Annotated in this window: 13 protein-coding genes; 3 read left to right on the top strand and 10 right to left on the bottom strand. The window is 61.9% G+C overall.

Annotated features, from left to right (window positions below; translation table 11 throughout):
* The first annotated feature begins 49 nt into the window (after window positions 1–49).
* Both AC1DKY_RS09870 and AC1DKY_RS09865 read left to right on the top strand, forming a co-directional pair.
* Entirely contained in the window at window positions 50–2464 is a 2415-nt protein-coding gene (locus AC1DKY_RS09870; RefSeq protein ID WP_441603830.1) for a GH92 family glycosyl hydrolase, read from the top strand.
* 4 nt (window positions 2465–2468) lie between these two features.
* Complete coding sequence (locus AC1DKY_RS09865; RefSeq protein WP_441603829.1) at window positions 2469–2795, top strand: hypothetical protein; 327 nt, start codon at window positions 2469–2471, stop codon at window positions 2793–2795.
* On the opposite strand, the gene AC1DKY_RS09860 is transcribed toward AC1DKY_RS09865, so the two are convergent.
* The 10 genes from AC1DKY_RS09860 to AC1DKY_RS09815 all read right to left on the bottom strand — a co-directional run bounded on the left by AC1DKY_RS09860 (window position 2760) and on the right by AC1DKY_RS09815 (window position 14302).
* Window positions 2760–3551: a hypothetical protein gene (locus AC1DKY_RS09860; RefSeq protein ID WP_441603828.1), complete on the bottom strand. Its 792-nt coding sequence runs from the start codon at window positions 3549–3551 to the stop codon at window positions 2760–2762. The genes AC1DKY_RS09865 and AC1DKY_RS09860 overlap by 36 nt on opposite strands.
* Before the next feature lie 37 nt (window positions 3552–3588).
* Window positions 3589–4224, bottom strand: a complete 636-nt coding sequence (locus AC1DKY_RS09855) for a glycoside hydrolase family 25 protein (protein WP_441603827.1) — start codon at window positions 4222–4224, stop codon at window positions 3589–3591.
* Between the two features lie 29 nt (window positions 4225–4253).
* The gene (locus AC1DKY_RS09850; protein WP_441603826.1) at window positions 4254–5480 is read right to left on the bottom strand and encodes a patatin-like phospholipase family protein; all 1227 of its coding nucleotides are present in this window, start codon (window positions 5478–5480) and stop codon (window positions 4254–4256) included.
* 83 nt (window positions 5481–5563) lie between these two features.
* The gene (locus AC1DKY_RS09845; RefSeq protein WP_441603825.1) at window positions 5564–6199 is read right to left on the bottom strand and encodes a hypothetical protein; all 636 of its coding nucleotides are present in this window, start codon (window positions 6197–6199) and stop codon (window positions 5564–5566) included.
* The gene (locus tag AC1DKY_RS09840) at window positions 6196–6453 is read right to left on the bottom strand and encodes a hypothetical protein (protein ID WP_441603824.1); all 258 of its coding nucleotides are present in this window, start codon (window positions 6451–6453) and stop codon (window positions 6196–6198) included. Before AC1DKY_RS09840 ends, AC1DKY_RS09845 begins: the two co-directional genes overlap by 4 nt.
* Window positions 6454–6468: 15 nt before the next feature.
* Complete coding sequence (locus AC1DKY_RS09835) at window positions 6469–7236, bottom strand: hypothetical protein (RefSeq protein ID WP_441603823.1); 768 nt, start codon at window positions 7234–7236, stop codon at window positions 6469–6471.
* 43 nt (window positions 7237–7279) lie between these two features.
* A complete protein-coding gene (locus tag AC1DKY_RS09830) occupies window positions 7280–8503 on the bottom strand; it encodes a ComEC/Rec2 family competence protein (protein WP_441603822.1) in 1224 nt (407 codons plus the stop codon).
* A 257-nt stretch (window positions 8504–8760) separates the two neighbouring features.
* A complete protein-coding gene (locus AC1DKY_RS09825; RefSeq protein WP_441603821.1) occupies window positions 8761–10632 on the bottom strand; it encodes a gluzincin family metallopeptidase in 1872 nt (623 codons plus the stop codon).
* A 545-nt stretch (window positions 10633–11177) separates the two neighbouring features.
* On the bottom strand, window positions 11178–12539 hold the full coding sequence (locus AC1DKY_RS09820; protein ID WP_441603820.1) for a sigma-54-dependent transcriptional regulator: 1362 nt from the start codon (window positions 12537–12539) through the stop codon (window positions 11178–11180).
* A complete protein-coding gene (locus tag AC1DKY_RS09815; protein WP_441603819.1) occupies window positions 12536–14302 on the bottom strand; it encodes a sensor histidine kinase in 1767 nt (588 codons plus the stop codon). The genes AC1DKY_RS09820 and AC1DKY_RS09815 overlap by 4 nt, the downstream gene beginning before the upstream one ends.
* Window positions 14303–14510: 208 nt before the next feature.
* On the opposite strand from AC1DKY_RS09815, the gene AC1DKY_RS09810 reads away from it, so the two are divergent.
* A complete protein-coding gene (locus tag AC1DKY_RS09810) occupies window positions 14511–15608 on the top strand; it encodes a porin (protein ID WP_477179907.1) in 1098 nt (365 codons plus the stop codon).

Raw genomic sequence — 15608 nt, 5'->3', positions numbered from 1 at the left:
CCCACCCGGCCGACCCCGCGGCCAATGTTTTGCTTTAAGGAGTCAGATCATGGTTTCGCGTCGTCGCTTTCTGCAAGGCATGGCCGCCCTCGGCGTTCTCAGTAGCGGTGCCCATGCGCTCCCGGCGCTGCCGGCTGCCGCAGGCAAGAAGACGGCGCTTGCCCAGGGCGTGTCGCGTCACGTCGACGTGTTCGTGGGCACCGGCGGCCACGGCCATACGTACCCCGGCCCCAGCATGCCCTTCGGCATGATGCAGCTCAGCCCCGACACCAATGACTCGCAATGGGACGGCAGTTCGGGCTATCACCAGGGTGACGGCTCGATCATGGGTTTCTCGCATACCCATCTGTCGGGTACGGGCGCCGCTGACATGCTCGATGTGCTTGTCGTGCCGGCCATGGGGCCCGTGCTGTTGCAGCCGGGCGATCGCGACTACGACGGCGTCAACTACACCTCGCGCTACGACGGCGTGCACGCCGGCCAGGGCGCCGAACGCAAGGGCTACAAGACCCACGTCAAGGGCTACCGTTCGCACTACACCGGTGAGCAGGCGCGGCCGGGCTATTACCGCGTGCAACTGACGGACAGCCACGTGCTCGCGGAGCTGACTGCGACGGAACGTGCCGGCATCCATCGCTACACTTTCCAGCAAGCGGGCGAGGCGCATCTGCTGGTCGACTTCGCCCACGGTTTCCACGACGACCCGAAAAAGCCCGCCAGCGTCACCGACGCCGAACTGAAGCTGGTGGGCAATGACACCGTGGTTGGTGCACGTCGTGTGCATCAGTGGGCCAATGGGCGTCACATCTATTTCGCGCTGAAGGTCTCGCGACCGTTCAAGCGCGGCGCGCTGTACTCCAACGACAGCGCCCAGTCCGAGGGCACAACGCAGGTCAAGGGCACCAACCTCAAGGCCGCGTTGTTCTACGACAAGCTCGACGACGCACCCCTGCTGGTCAAGGTCGGCATTTCGGGCGTCGATATCGAAGGCGCACTGCGCAACCTGATGACCGAGATTCCCGCCTGGGACTTCGATGGCGTGCAGGCAGCCGCCGAAGCCGCGTGGGAAAGCGAGCTCAGCCGCATCCGCATCGAGTCTTCGTCGGACGATATCAAGCGCACCTTCTACAGCGCGCTCTATCACACCATGCTGGCGCCCACGCTGTTCAGCGACGTGGACGGCCGCTATCGCGGCATGGACATGAAGGTGCACCAGCTGCCCAAGGGGCAGCACAACTACAGCACCTACTCGCTGTGGGATACCTACCGCGCCGAGCATCCCCTGTTTACGCTGTACCAGCCCGAGCGCGTGCCCGACCTGGTCAACGGTCTGGTGCGCATGGCGCAGGAAAGCCCTGCCGGCCCACCGGTGTGGCCGCTGCAAGGCATCGAGACGGTCTGCATGATCGGCTACCACTCGGCGGTCGTGATTGCCGAGGCGCAAGCCAAGGGCTTCACCGGCATCGACTATGCGGCCGCGTGGCCCGTGTTCCGCAAGCGTGCCATGGAAGACGACTACTTCGGCCTGCCCGAGTATCGCAAGCGCGGTTACATCCCCAGCGATGTCGAAAGCGAAGCCGTCAGCAAGACGCTCGAGTATGCCTATGACGACTGGGTGATGGCGCACTACGCGGAGAAGCTCGGTCATCACGACGATGCCACCGCACTCAAGGCGCGCTCGCAGAACTACCGCAACGTGTTCGACAAGACCGTGAACTTCGTGCGTCCGCGCGCCAGTGATGGCAAGTGGCTGGAGCCGTTCGATCCGCGCGCCATCGGGCACTCGAAGAAGTGGCGCGACTTCACCGAGTCCAATGCGTGGCAGGCGACCTTCCTCAACCAGCACGATCTCTACACGTACATGGCCATGTTCGGTGGCGCCAACGCTTTCGAGCAAAAACTCGATCAGCTCTTCACCACCGACTCCGAATTGCCGTCGGATGCACCGCCGGATATCGCCGGCATGGTTGGCCAGTTCGCCTTCGGCAACGAGCCGGGCCATCACATGCCCTATCTCTATGCGTATACCGGCGCACATCACAAGACTCAGGTGCGCGTGCGCATGCTGTTGGAAACGATGTATCTGCCCGACCCTGACGGCCTCCCCGGCAACGAGGACTGCGGCCAGATGAGCGCCTGGTACGTGATGAGTGCGCTAGGCCTGTATGCGGTGGATCCGGTGAGCACGAACTACGTGTTCGGCAGCCCGCTGCTTGATCGCGCCGAAGTCCAGTTGGCCAGCGGCAAGCGACTGGTGGTGCAGACGCAGGGCAATGGCAAGGGCCGTCCGTATATCCAGTCGGTGAGCTGGAATGGCCAGCCGTGGACCAAGAGCTGGATCACCCATGCCGAACTGACCGCTGGCGGCACCCTGCTGTTCCAGATGAGCGACAAACCCAATCCGGCGTTCGGCTCGGCCATGGCGGATCGGCCACCGAGCTTCGGCGTGCAGGCGAAAGCATGAGGGGATGCTCTTCCATCGCTCCTCCCGAGTCGGCCTGTCGCTCTGCCATCTCCTCGGCGTAGCGATGACTGAGTGCCTGTATGTCGCCCCGGGTTTTTCCAGTTCGCCTCTTGCGAGTCAATGGCTGCTCGCCGCCAGTTCGGCGGCGGGCAGCTTGAAGTCATCCGCGCTGGTTTTCCTGCGCAGCTCACTTCAGGCATTCAAGCGCTCAATGGTCCAGGCCAAATCAACTGGCCTGCGAACATCCATGGGCGGCACCCTCGGTCAAACGAAAGCTCGTCAGATCACACGCCTGTTAATTGACGGCGACGACAGAATGGCCAAACCATAGTTCCAGCTGCCCGCTTGGCACCTGGTAGCCTGACTTCGAGCGATCAGCCACGTGCACCGCACCTAAACCCGCGTCTTGCAGAATCGCTGCAGCGGTTTGCGCGGCCGCACTGTCGGACGCCCGAAAGTACAACAAGGTCAACTCGGCGTACCCGATCGGCACCTTCTGTCCCTTCTGCTGCTTGAGTGTGACGTCTTCTATCTGCGGCACGATGATGCCCGCCGCCTGGAGAGCTTCCTTTGCCCTGCTTGCCTGGGCCATCTCTTGCTCGCCATAGACCTGGATGTAAATCCTCGTCGGCAGATTGAGCTGGGGTGGCGCGACATATGTTGACGCCGTCGCCGACGCCGGCCCAGCGGCTGCCACGGGCGCCCCTGACGGCGAATTCACGGTTGGCAGGTCCTGTGACAGTGCCAAGCTGCTCAATGTCTTCTGATCCAGGGGGTTTTTGGGGTCCAGCAACTCCACGCCCAAAACCAGGCTCGCCAGCAATTCGCTCGATATGGTGTTTTCCTCGCGCATCTTATTGAGCACGCGGATGGCCATGTTTCGCTTCACGTGCGAAGGATCGGGATCGGAGAGATAGGGCAAAAGCGAAACAAGGACGGTGGTTCCGCGCTGGGCATTCTCCAGGTCGCGCCGCACGGCCTCTTCCCGCTTTGCCAGATCCTGCTGATGGAGCGCCCAAAGGCCTCCCAACAGAGGAATGATGATGATGCCGATCGCCCACCGATAGTCGTCTCTTGTAAGCGGCATGTCGTTGCACTCCTTGCGCTGGTGCTAAGGCACGCGGTTACGCCCACATGTTGTCAGTCCAGAATTTTTTCAGATCGCTCGCCGTGCCGTTGAATTGATCGCGATCACAACGACCGATGCCTGCCACCTCATGCGGCATCGACCCGATGGCGCCATCGGTGTATTGCCAGACGGCCCATTTCTTCCAGACTTTGGGAATCAACGGGGCGGTTGCGTATTGGGCAATCCACAGCCAGCACTTGGACAGTTCGGTTTGAGTGGCGGAGGTGATGCCCTGCGATGCCAGCGCCTCCTTGATCGTGTGTCCCGAATACAGGCCCGGGTAACGCTTGGTCTTCGTGTAAATGTGGTGCACGAATTGCTCGGCTTCCAGGAGCGACATGTCGTAGCCCTGTGGGTTTGGTTCGAAGTCGAGCACGAGCAACGCACCTTTGCCGACGGTGTCCAGGAAGAACTCGGCCTGCGCGGAGGGATCACCCGACACGCCGAAGTGATAGGCCCCAAAAAGCAGCCCGGCGCCTTCGATCTTCGTTCGGTTTTGCCCCAAGGTGGGATCCTTGTAAGTTGCGCCCTGGGTCGCCTTCTGAAAAACGCCCTGCACTCCATCTTTCTTCACCTTCGCCATGTCGGCGACGGTGTTGTGGTGAGAAATGTCGATGACTGCGTTCAGCATGACCAGTTCCTCCTCGGCAATACCTGGCACTAGGAGCCCACGCCAACCTTGGGATACGGAAAGTCTGGCGGCGGAGCCAGCGCACTGTTGAACCATCGCCGCAATGCCGCGTCGGCAATGGCATAGCCCCAGTTGATAAGGCGCTCTTGAATGTCGGCGGGCTTGCTCGCCAGGTCAGTGGGCACCTGGGCCAATGCACCCGTGCTTTCAAAGGGACACGGCAGCGCCCCTGGTGCATTGTGTGTGCGAATGTCTTGTTGGATATCCCAGAAGGCGCCGTAGCGCTCTCCTTGGGTCAGGGCCAGCATTAGCAGTCGCTTTCGCAGGCTGCCCACCTGGTTGTCCACGACATCAAGGCACCGATTGCCAATGGACACCCAGTTCTTGGCCACGCTTGCCTGCGACGCAAAGGGTTTGCCCGCGTTGCTGACGAACAGCGTCTTATAACGCTTGTAGCAGGTCTCAAGGCCCAGGTTGTCGTACACACCGCCATCCGCCAGAACAGGGCGCGTGGTGAATGGCGGCTCCAAGGGTATGGCCGGACCATCCGTGGCGAAGGGTCCCAGCGGTGTCCTGCTCAAGTCCAGGATCGCTGGCGCCAGCACTGGTGGAAAGGCAGACGACGCCGCCACCGCCTTCGCCAATGACAACCCCGGCGACACCACCTGGCCCACGCGCCAATCTCCAAGGTAGGGTTTGGAGAAGCGCCAAAGCGAGCCGGTTTGGAGATTGGACGCGTTGAAAATGAAGCGCACGCGATCGGGCAGGTCCTGCAGCGTCTTGCCGTTGAACAGGTGCTCGTCGTAGGCATCGGCGATATGGTCGCTGACGCTCCCTGGTAACGCGATGTCTTTCAGGACATGGAACACTCCTTCGGCCGAGGTTCCCGCGAGAGTCGTCGACGCCAAGCCACGAATAGGCTTGACCACAAGCCTGCCATACGCCTCATCGAAAGCGGCCCCGTCCAGGGTTTCCAGTTGTGCGAATGCGAGCGCAAGAACGGCAGAAGTGATAGACCCACCGGATACGCTCGATATGCGCTCCAGCTTCCCGACGGCGTTGGGAGCAGCCTGCTGAGGCGCCTGCCGTGATTGGTCCTTGTCCTTGAAGAACCCAAGCTGCCCCAGGCGCCATAGCACTCCGGTATGAAACAGCATGGCCCGGTAACCGCCGCCGGAGAGCGCCAACGCAATGCCCTCGGCAGGCACGGGCGGCGCCGGTGTCGTGGAATGGACGATCAGATCCCCAATGGTCATGGCGATGCCTCGTTGTCAATCAGCAATGGCACGATCGTTACTTGCTGGACGCGGACTCCCCCACTTGTCCGCCGCGACCTCGTTCATGGCAGTGGCACATGGGCCGCATTGCCGTGGATCACCACGTGATCGCGCAGGCACATCGCTGCGTAGTAGCCGAGCGCCGCACCCGGATGCGATGCCAGCGAGCCGTTGCGAAAGCTGTCGACGGTGCGGTCGAGCGCACTGACGACGGCATCCCTGGCGACCTGCATGCTTTGTGCCTTTCCCAACACCTCCAAACCATCGACAAGCGCGTCACCGATCGGATCGAGCCCCTTGTGCGTGGGCATGACCGGTACTCTGATAGTGAAGCCCAGCCAGGCAATCACACCGGCAGTGACAGCCTGTGGGCCCAGTCGCTGCCCTGTTTCGCAGGCCACTGACACCACGGCTGTTCCCGCCCCTGCGGCAACAGCTGCCACGCCCATCGTCACTCGACCGAGCGTGAGCCAGGCGCGGGTATTGCCATGTCCAAAATAAAGTGTGAGATCGGCCTTCGAAGCCAACAGGAGCTGTATCGTCTGTCGATTGGCGGGGGATCGATCATCCACCCGGGACGCAACCGCGTGACTTGGCCAGCGCGCCACAAGGTCGTCCGCCCAATCGCAAGCTTGTCGTGCCGCGGCATCGTCCCGCGGCACGACAAGCGCGAGCTGTCCGACCCGCGTGCCAGTCATCGCGCGCGTTCCTCGTTCCTGCCGAGCGAAAAGCGCTCCACCACCATTGGCAAGCCTTCGCGCCGAACACCGTGCTCCAGGATCGTGCGGATGCCGCGCCCCTCACTGGTGCGACGATCAAAGTGCTCGAAGACTTCGCGGGGCGTCATCAGTGAATCTGAGTCGAGAAAGCCCAGAACGGGGACATCAGGAACACGCTCGGACCAGCGATACAGCGCCCGCCGCAGCTCGTGAAACTCCTCCTCGCTCAGCACAGCGGATCGCCTTGTCTACCGTTTGGAAACATCATCGACATCCTCCCAAAAAGCGTCGTGGCCGGCGGCAGTGGGGTCACGATGCTTCCCTGCCAGCGAGAGATCTCCCACTTCCGGCGACTTGAACCAGGAATCCTTGACGCGAATGGCAGTGCAGAAGGCCCCCGACTGCTGAGTGATCATGCATTTGATGATCTGCTGGTTCATGGCCGAAATGCTGACATCGCTGGTGAGGGCCGCCTCCAAAGGCGTCGTTGCCGTGACGGTTGCGCCGACGGAAAGCGCCACTTTGGAGCTGGCACTACTGGATGCGAGTAGCGTCATGCGTTCCACGCTCGCCACGCCGGTCACCAGCGCCCAATCAGCTTTCCACACACCGCGCTTGTACGCCGCGAGGATGGGCTGACGGAAACGATCGACTTGATCGAGAACGCTAAGTTGTCGCCCTATGACGGCGAGCAGCCAGCTATCTGCATTCTGGAAAGAGACATCGAAACCGGCGTTGGCATGCGGAGCGTCGGGGAAAAGGCTCGACGCGACGCCGGCCGCCCTGAAGCGACAGACAGTATCCCTGCCCGACTGCTCTTCAAGATTGATGGCACTCCCATTCGGGCGAGGCTCGCCTGCATCCATGCCCAGCAACGTACGTGCACTGCCCTGGAGTGAGAAGACGCCGTCGCGCCCGACAGCCACGACGTCGCCGAGCTTCAAGGTGAGCCCAAAAGGCAAGATCAGACGCAGATCGGTCGTCTTCTGGATGGACTGGATGAGGTCCCAACTCATGGCATTGCTCCTGATAAATCCACTGCACCGGCCCTGATGTGCTTCAAAGGAAGTAGTCGATGTACCCGTAGCCGCCTTTCGAGGTGGCTTTGAATATCTTGGGTAGCACCTCTGCAATGGCGGCTGCCTGGGGCACGCCCACCTGGTCGCTTCGCGCCAATTGCTGCCTGGATTTCGCGTCAATCGCTGTCAGCAGGGGTACGCGCGGCACGCCGTTGAAAGCGCCATCCGCTGTTGAACACATCGCCACGCAACCATCTCGCATGGCTTGCAGAGCCGCCTTGGGAGTCGCATTGCGACTTCCGTGGTGACCGACCTTGTAGAAGTCGAGCTTGGCCAAAAGCGCTGCGCTGTCCTTGGTCAGGGTGTCGCTCGTCGCGCTGCCATACAAAAAGTTCGCCCAATTCCCCCATTGGGCGTCACCGGCAAAGAGAAGGCTTTTCCCTTTAAAGGTGAAGAGCACCACCAGGCTCTGATTGTTCAGGTATCGGTCGGCCTCGACGGCCGCTGCGACAAGCAGGTCTGGCTGCACCGACTTGATGCGCTCTTGAAGCGTGTTCCTGTCGACGCTGGCAAAGACTTCGCTGTCGTACTGCTCAGGCGGCACGTTGAAGCCCTTCGCAAACGGCGCCACACTGCCTGACGCCGCGTACTCGGCCAGGGCCAGGTACTCCTGACTGCTGTTTGACATGGTCCGAATCAAGGCGGGGTCGGTGGGTGGCCCCAGAATCGAAGCCTTCAGGCCTGTGGCGACCAGGCTCGCGGGGAGCGTGGGTGTCGCGCCGGCGGCGTAGTAGTCCACCGGTGGGCGATTCGTAAAGCCGTGCAACATATCCAGCGCGGACTGGTTCAGGCCGCCTCCCGTGATGTTCATGACCATGTGCTGATAGCTTTGGTCTCCCGCGAGATTGCGATCGGCGAACGCCGCGCCCAGACGCATCGCGGCCATGGCGAGCTTCGCCTGTGACGCCTTCGCCTTTTTATCGCGCGGATCTTCAAACCAGGACATCCACACACGATCTACCGTGAATGTCTCAAAGATTTCTTTGCAGCGTGCGAAACCCGAAATGTGGTCGGCATGGCGATGCGTCACGATGACCAGTGCCAGCCGATGATTGGTTTCCTCGGCCATCTGCTTGACGGACGCCACAATGCTCCCGGTGTCCTTCGCATGTACGCCGCAATCAATCAGGATGTGCTGGTAGCCCTTGGCCGCCGGCACGCTGACCAGGAAGAAGTCGCCAAAGCCCACGCGATACATGCGCACGCGCAAACCGGTCGCAGCCTTATCCCTCGTCGATGGCGCTTTATGGGATGCCGCCTTTACGCGCGGGGACGCGGGGGATCGCGTCGAGGTTTCTCCGGACTTCTTCGTTGCTCCCCTGGCAACCTTTCCTGTCGCTTTGCGCGCCACTGTCTTGGTCACTTTCGCTGCCGCTGTCTTGCTTGTCGAACGATGAACTGCACCGGCCGACGCTCGGCTCGTGCGCACGCGGCGAGAATTCCTGGGTTGGCTGGCCATGGCTATAGCCCTGCGTGGATGAGCCCAAAGTCGATCCGCATCGGGACTGGCTTGGCAGCTTTGGGCGAGCGCTGGTCGTCGTGATCGTGATCGTGATCGTCCAATGCACCGGTAAGCCTTGCGCTGTACATGCGCTGACGGGTGGCCCGATCGGCATCACGATGCTTGGGTATGACGTAATGGATGCGTGGCGGTGGACGCTTTCCCTTAACCAGCGCCTCTTGCCAAATCAGCAAAGTGACTCCGCCACGGAAAGGCGCGCCCTCGGGATTGTCCGTATCCAGTGGACAGGTCTCCACCAGCTCAACCACCATATCCACGATCAGGTCGCCTTGCGGGCCGATGCGAAACATGGGATGGAACGATGGTGCATCGATGGGCCCATGGTCATCGGGAAATCCAAGTTTCTTGGCATGTTCCTTGGCGTACGCTCGAAGCACACTGCCGTTGTCGTTCTTTTCCTGGTCGGTCAGTCCATTGGGGTCGCCGAAGGTCAAGCCCTCGACCGGATCAAGCGCATCCGCATCGACCTGCGGCCACAACAACGCGTTTTCCGAAAAGAAACTCGCATCCTGCGGCACGATGCCGCGCAGTCGAAACGCCTCCATGAAGGCGTTGCGGACGCCATCGGGATCACCGGGATACAGATCCGCATGAGCCGTCAGCAGCGCTCTCAAGAAGTCACCAAACACGATATCCACTGGCGGGCAGTAGTCGAGCGCGCGAGCGCAAATCGTAAAGAACTCTTCTGCCGTGCGGCTCGCCTCTTCCGCCAGGCGCCCCGCGAGAGACTGGGGCAAATCCACGGGATTGGTGCCACCACTTCCTGCACGAAAGATCCGGAACAGGTCGGCCGTTCGACGCGTGTAGATCGAAAAATAGGCATCGAACACCGCAGCGACAAGGATCGAACCACGTTCGTGGGGCTCCGTCTTCGTGGCCAAGTCGTTGGGATCGGGAGGCGTGCCCAGCGCGCTGCGCAAAGCCGACCGCATGCCGGATGCCTCGCCAAATTGCAGCGCCAGACCCAATAGTGGATTGGCTTTGGATAGCTGCGCCTGGATGGTGGCCTTGGTTGGCTCGGGCGTGCTTGTATCTGGACCGGCTTCGGGTCCGTAATTCTTCTCATACAACTTTCCGCCAGTCCGTTGCAGCGAATCGAGCAAGACATCCTTGTGCGAAAAATGACAGAAGAGCGCCGAAATATCAGCGAAGGCCTCGTGGAAGGCCACAACATCTACATTGGTCGGCTCCATGAAGTAATGCCGTATGCCATCCACGATGGCATGCGTCATTTCGTGCGCAATGATGTCGTGGGAAAGGCACGTGAAGACGACTTGACCTGGGAGGTTGGCGCCAGGGTCGGTTTTGCTTGCGCGGAAATATCCAAACACAATGCCCTGGACTGCCCGGCTATAGAACGCATTGGCGCCGACCATCGCGTGTGGAAAGAGAAACAGCTTCGACTGGTTGCGCCCTGATTTCATCTTCGCTGCCCGGGCCCACCGGATGCGGCGTCCCAGCGCGTTTTCAAATCGCTGGAGGATCTCGCTCGCAACGGCGTACACCATCTGCTGATGAAAGCGGGGATCACCTTCGTTGGGCTCGAGGCCGCCGGGCATGACGAGCCGAAGATCGTCAAGATTTACCGGCAGATAATAGGTCTTCTGCGAATAATCGTAGTCGACGACAGCCAATCGCTCGCCCACCGGACCGGGAGCCAAGGGCTCGTAGGTCACGCGCACCGTCATGCGGTTGCCCACGTAGTGTCCCGCACTGGGGTCGAATGCATAGACCTTCAGTGGGCGAAATGCCGGCTTGGGAATCCGCACGACTTCGTAAATGCTGGCGTCTTTTCCAACGACTTGGCTCATGGCTGACTCCGCCGCTGTAACCGGTGATCGATGCAAGAACGCTTGGCGCACTCCCTGCGACCCATCCCCGCCACTCCGGAGCCCATTCGACGATCGCGCCGTGTCCGCGCAACACCGCGATGCGAAGCTAAGGCACAGGCCTCTTTCTTCCGCTGAGCTATGCGGACGCAGACGACTTACGAAACCCCTGGCCTTCTACTGCCAGATGCGCCCGCCGAGCACGCAGATGGCGCAACATACCTTTGCGACGCTACCACCACGGATACTCAGTTCAATTAGCTAGTGGTTGTAGTCTTGCTACACAGATGCAACGCCTGCCCGATTGCGCAGATTCTCCCGCGCACGACTCATCGAACAGGCGGTGGCCGTCGGCCACATCGATGCAGCCCCTGCGTCAAGGTTCGATCACCTGGTACAGCAGGCCGCTTTTTCTGCTGCGTCTACTCATGGCCAAGCAGCTTGCGCGGCCGATACGGCGTCTCCAGCTGCGCGCACTCTTCAGCCGACGGCCTCAAAGAGAGTGCTTCGATAGCATGAATGCAACGCTACATCTGATACGTCTTGAGCTTGTACCAAAGCGTGCGTTCACTGACGCCCAGCAGGCGCGCCGCGGCGGCCTTGTTGTTGTCGCTGCGCGCCAAGGCGGCCCCGATGAGTTGGCGCTCCAGGGACTCGACGCGATCCTTCAAGGCCAGAGAGCCTTCGGGCGGTGGCGCGACGTGCGGCGGCGGCACCGTCGGCTCGCGCGAAAGCTCGGCCGGCAACAACGCGGCGCCAACTTCACCGTCGCGGCAGAGCACGGCGGCGCGCTCCATCAGATTCTCAAGCTCGCGTACATTGCCCGGCCAGTCGTAGGTTTCCAGTCGCTCAAGTGCACGCACTGACAATCGGGGCGTGGCGCGCCCCAGTTCCAGCGAGTATTTGTTGAGGAAGTGATTGGCCAGGATGACCATGTCGCCGTGGCGGTCACGCAGCCTCGGCACGTCGACGCGCACCACGTTGAGCCGGAAATAAAGGTCGCGTCGCAGCATGCCCGCTTCGACCGCCTCTTGCGGCTCGCGATTGGTGGCCGCCACCACACGCAGGTCCACCGGTATCGCCGCATTGGCGCCGAGCTTCTCGATGCGTCCTTCCTGCAGCACGCGCAGCAGCTTGGCCTGCAGGCTGGTGGGCATCTCGGTGATCTCGTCGAGAAAGATGGTGCCGCCGCTGGCCAGCTCGCATTTGCCCACGCGATCGCGCAAGGCGCCGGTGAATGCGCCTTTGATATGGCCGAACAGTTCGGTCTCGAGCAACTCCGTAGGAATGGCCGCGCAATTGATGGGCACGAAGAGACCTTGCCGGCCCGATGCCTCATGGATGGCGCGTGCCACCAATTCCTTGCCGGTGCCGGTTTCCCCGACGATGAAGGCATTGCTGCGCGTTGGCGCCACTTGGCGGATCAGCTCGTAAAGCGCCTGCATGGCCGGGCTGACGCCGATGAACTCGCCCCAGCCTCGCGATATCTCCTCACGCAAAAAAAGGTTCTCGCGCTGCACGGCCTGCATGGCCAGCGCTCGGGTCACCGCCATCTCGACGGTCTCCATCTCGAACGGCCGGATGATGTAGTCGACGGCGCCAAGTTTCATGGCGGCCACGGCAGTCTCGATGGTGGCGTAGGCGGTCATGACGATGACCGGCACGTCCTGGTTGCGTTCGCGCAAGGCCTCAAGCAAGGCAATGCCATCCATCCGCGGCATGCGCAGATCCGTGAGCACCAGGTCGACCGACTGTTTCTCGATGACGGCAAGCGCTTCCATGCCGTCACCGGCTTCCAGCACGTCATGGCCGAGCGACTTCAGGGACAATTCGAGGATGCGGCGCATCTTCGCCTCGTTGTCCACCACGAGTATCCGCCTGGCGTTCATCGGTTTTGCCCATCCACTGCGAATCGAAGATTGAAGGAGGCGCCACCCCAGGCACTCTCGCCTACGGTGATTTCGCCGCCATGCACATGCACCACCTGCTGCACGATGGTCAGGCCCAGGCCGATGCCGCCATCTCGACGGCTGAAGAAGGGGTCGAAAATCGTCTGCCGCAGCGATTCGGGAACGCCGGGACCGTCGTCCATCACGCTGATCCACACCGCGGCCGCATCGGAGCGGGTGGCCACCTGCACACGGCCGTGCTCACCCACGAAGGCCAGTGCATTCAACACCAGGTTGAGCAGCACTTGCATGATCTGTTCGCGATCGCAGGGAAACACCAGCACCGGTTCGGCAAAGTGGCTGGACAGGGAAACGCCGGCCTTGTCCGCCCGCGAGGCTAGCAAGCCCAGCACGCTGTCGACGATGGCGTGCAAGTCGTGCGGACGAAAATCGGGCGGCGCCGGGCGCGCGCATTCCAGCAACAACGTGACCAGCCGGTTGAGCCGCTCGGTCTCGCTGAATATGAAGCCGATCAGCTCATGCTCGCGCTCGCCCAAGTGTGGTTGCCGCTGCAGCATTTGCGCGGAACTGCGCAATATGCCCATGGGCGTTCGCACCTCATGCGCCATGATGGCGGCCATCTCACCGACCACGGCGAGTTTGCCTGCACGCACGACCTGCTCGCGTGAACGCGCCAAGGCGTCGATCATCTCCGCATAGGCGCGATGCAGCTCGTGGATCTCGGAGATATGGGTGGCCGGCAGTTGCGGCAACGCAGCGTCGCGCTGACGGAAGCTGCGCGTAAAGTCAGTCAGGGCCACGATGGGGAGCGCAATGCGATTGGCCAGTCGCGACGAAATCCACAATCCCGCAAGCAAGGTCAGCACCAGCACCGCCAGCATTGCCCACAGCAAGCGCCAGATCGGGCCAAAGGAAACCGAGGTCGGCTCCATCATCACGATATGCCAGCCCAGGCCCTGGAATTGCTGATAGCCCGTCGACGTGGCGATACCGACCAACAAAGTGCCATAGCCAAGCGCACTGCCGTCGCGGACATAGGACAACGCCCCCTGCGCCGGCAGGCGCCAATCCAGTTGCAGGCGCGAAAGGACGGCGCGTGTCCGCAAGGCAGCGGAGGCAGCGATGACGCGACCGTGATCGTCCACCAGCAGGAGCCCTCGTGACCCGTGACCCACGGCCTCGTCCAGCAGCGCCTGCACGGCTTGCCAGTTCAGCACGACGTAGAGGTAGCCGATACTGCCCTGGCCAAACGTATTGGCAACCGGCGTACGCAAGATGGCGCCCTGGCCATCAGCGCCCCACGTCTGGGCAATGGATGCGCCACCCAGGCGAGCACCCGAAATGGGGCGCCACACAGCACCGGTCGGCGCCGCCGTGCCAATCAGGGAAGGCTGGCTGGCTGCCACCACGCGTCCGTGTTCGTCGGTGCACAGCAGCGCGGCATACGCGTTACCCTGCCCGGCATGCAGATCCGAAAGGAAGTGTGAGAGGCGTTTGTCGACATCGTTGACGCGGATGTCCTGCATCACCTCCAGCCCGCTCCACACGCGCATGTTTTCGATATGCGAGAACAGCAGCGTGTCGATGCGCTGCATCACGGTGCTGGCGCCAAATCGCAGGTTGCCGGCGATCTCCGACCTGAGCGCACTGCGAAACTGATAGAACGAGAGCGCCCCAACCACCATGACGGTGCCCAGCAGGGTCAGGAACAGCAGGCGGAACAGGGCTGATCGTGTGGTCAAAGTGCTGTCGTCGCGCTGATGATGGGAGTGCGTCGCCGCCCGAGCTGGATGGCACGCCTTTGCGGCGGCCCCTGCACTGTCGCAGAATCCGCCGCAGTGCCGAGCCCCTCCGATGAAATAGTCGCTCGCCAGCCTTTCGTTTCGCTGTGTCTGCCGCCCAAACCAGGCGTGCCGGCTCGATTCCATTCCATGTTGGTGGGTATGACCGATGAACAGGCACCCTCGCCGCCACTCGCTCCCTGGCGCAGTCGCCCTGCTGCTGGGCCTGGTCTACGCCTCGGGCGCGATGGCCGCGGACGATGGCGACGGCAGCTGGCAACCGGCGCCCTATACGCTGGGCCAGGGCCTGTACTTTCCTGGCGTGGGCTTGCGTGTCGGCGGCTATGCCGACCTCAATTTCTTCAGCGTCCAGGGCACCAAGACCAGTTACAACGTGCGCGATCTGAGCCTGTTCATCACCCAGGACATCGGCACGCGCTGGCAGCTTTTCAGCGAAATCGAAGCCACCAACCCGGTCAACAGCACCGGGCGCACCGACGATGACGACGCCGAGCTCGACATCGAGCGCCTGTACGCCGACTACCACGCCAACCAGGCCATCACGTTCCGCTTTGGCAAGTTCCTCACGCCCGTGGGCGAGTGGAATCTGGTGCATGCCGACCCGCTGACCTGGACGGTATCGCGTCCCTTGTCGACCTCGGCTGCGTTTGCGCTCCATACCAACGGCGCGATGATGTTCGGCACGCTTCCGGTGAAGGGCAACGACCTCGACTACTGGGTCTTTGCCGATGACAGCAAGAACCTCAACATCGGCCGCGATCAGGACAGTGCGTATACCAACTTCGGCACCACCGAGACGCTGCAGAACAATTTTCGCCAGGCCATTGGTGGCCGGGTGCTCTACCACCTGCTGGGCGACTCGCTGAGTATCGGCGCCTCCACGCTGAACTACGAGCTGCAGCAGCCTCGCGAAAAATACTGGCTCAACGGCATCGATTTCAGCTGGACGAGCCGCTACGTGAGCCTCACGGGCGAAGGCATTTACCGCAGCAGCACCAGTAACCGCCCCGATGAGCGAGGCGGCTTCGTGCAGGCAGAGGTGCCGCTATGGCGACGGCTGTACCTGATCGGCCGCTACGAGCGCTACCGATCATCGACGCCCGCCCAAACCAGCACTATCCGCACCACGGCCATCAATTTCAAGCCGGTTGAAGGGGTCGTGCTCAAACTCGAATATCGCGATGGCTCTCACAACGAGCTGCTCGCGCCGACCGGTTGGCTGGCGTCCGTCGCGGTGCTGTTCTGA

It is taken from the genome of Dyella sp. 01N448, assembly GCF_056399225.1.
Note: the sequence above shows the minus strand (reverse complement) of the source record. Positions and strands in the feature narration are given on the sequence as shown.

Excerpts from the sequence above, each read along its gene's own strand:
- AC1DKY_RS09870 (WP_441603830.1), top strand. The coding sequence starts at position 50 with ATGGTTTCGCGTCGTCGCTTTCTGCAAGGCATGGCCGCCCTCGGCGTT.
- AC1DKY_RS09865 (WP_441603829.1), top strand. The coding sequence starts at position 2,469 with ATGCTCTTCCATCGCTCCTCCCGAGTCGGCCTGTCGCTCTGCCATCTC.
- AC1DKY_RS09860 (WP_441603828.1), bottom strand. The coding sequence starts at position 3,551 with ATGCCGCTTACAAGAGACGACTATCGGTGGGCGATCGGCATCATCATC.
- AC1DKY_RS09855 (WP_441603827.1), bottom strand. The coding sequence starts at position 4,224 with ATGCTGAACGCAGTCATCGACATTTCTCACCACAACACCGTCGCCGAC.
- AC1DKY_RS09850 (WP_441603826.1), bottom strand. The coding sequence starts at position 5,480 with ATGACCATTGGGGATCTGATCGTCCATTCCACGACACCGGCGCCGCCC.
- AC1DKY_RS09845 (WP_441603825.1), bottom strand. The coding sequence starts at position 6,199 with ATGACTGGCACGCGGGTCGGACAGCTCGCGCTTGTCGTGCCGCGGGAC.
- AC1DKY_RS09835 (WP_441603823.1), bottom strand. The coding sequence starts at position 7,236 with ATGAGTTGGGACCTCATCCAGTCCATCCAGAAGACGACCGATCTGCGT.
- AC1DKY_RS09825 (WP_441603821.1), bottom strand. The coding sequence starts at position 10,632 with ATGAGCCAAGTCGTTGGAAAAGACGCCAGCATTTACGAAGTCGTGCGG.
- AC1DKY_RS09820 (WP_441603820.1), bottom strand. The coding sequence starts at position 12,539 with ATGAACGCCAGGCGGATACTCGTGGTGGACAACGAGGCGAAGATGCGC.
- AC1DKY_RS09810 (WP_477179907.1), top strand. The coding sequence starts at position 14,511 with ATGAACAGGCACCCTCGCCGCCACTCGCTCCCTGGCGCAGTCGCCCTG.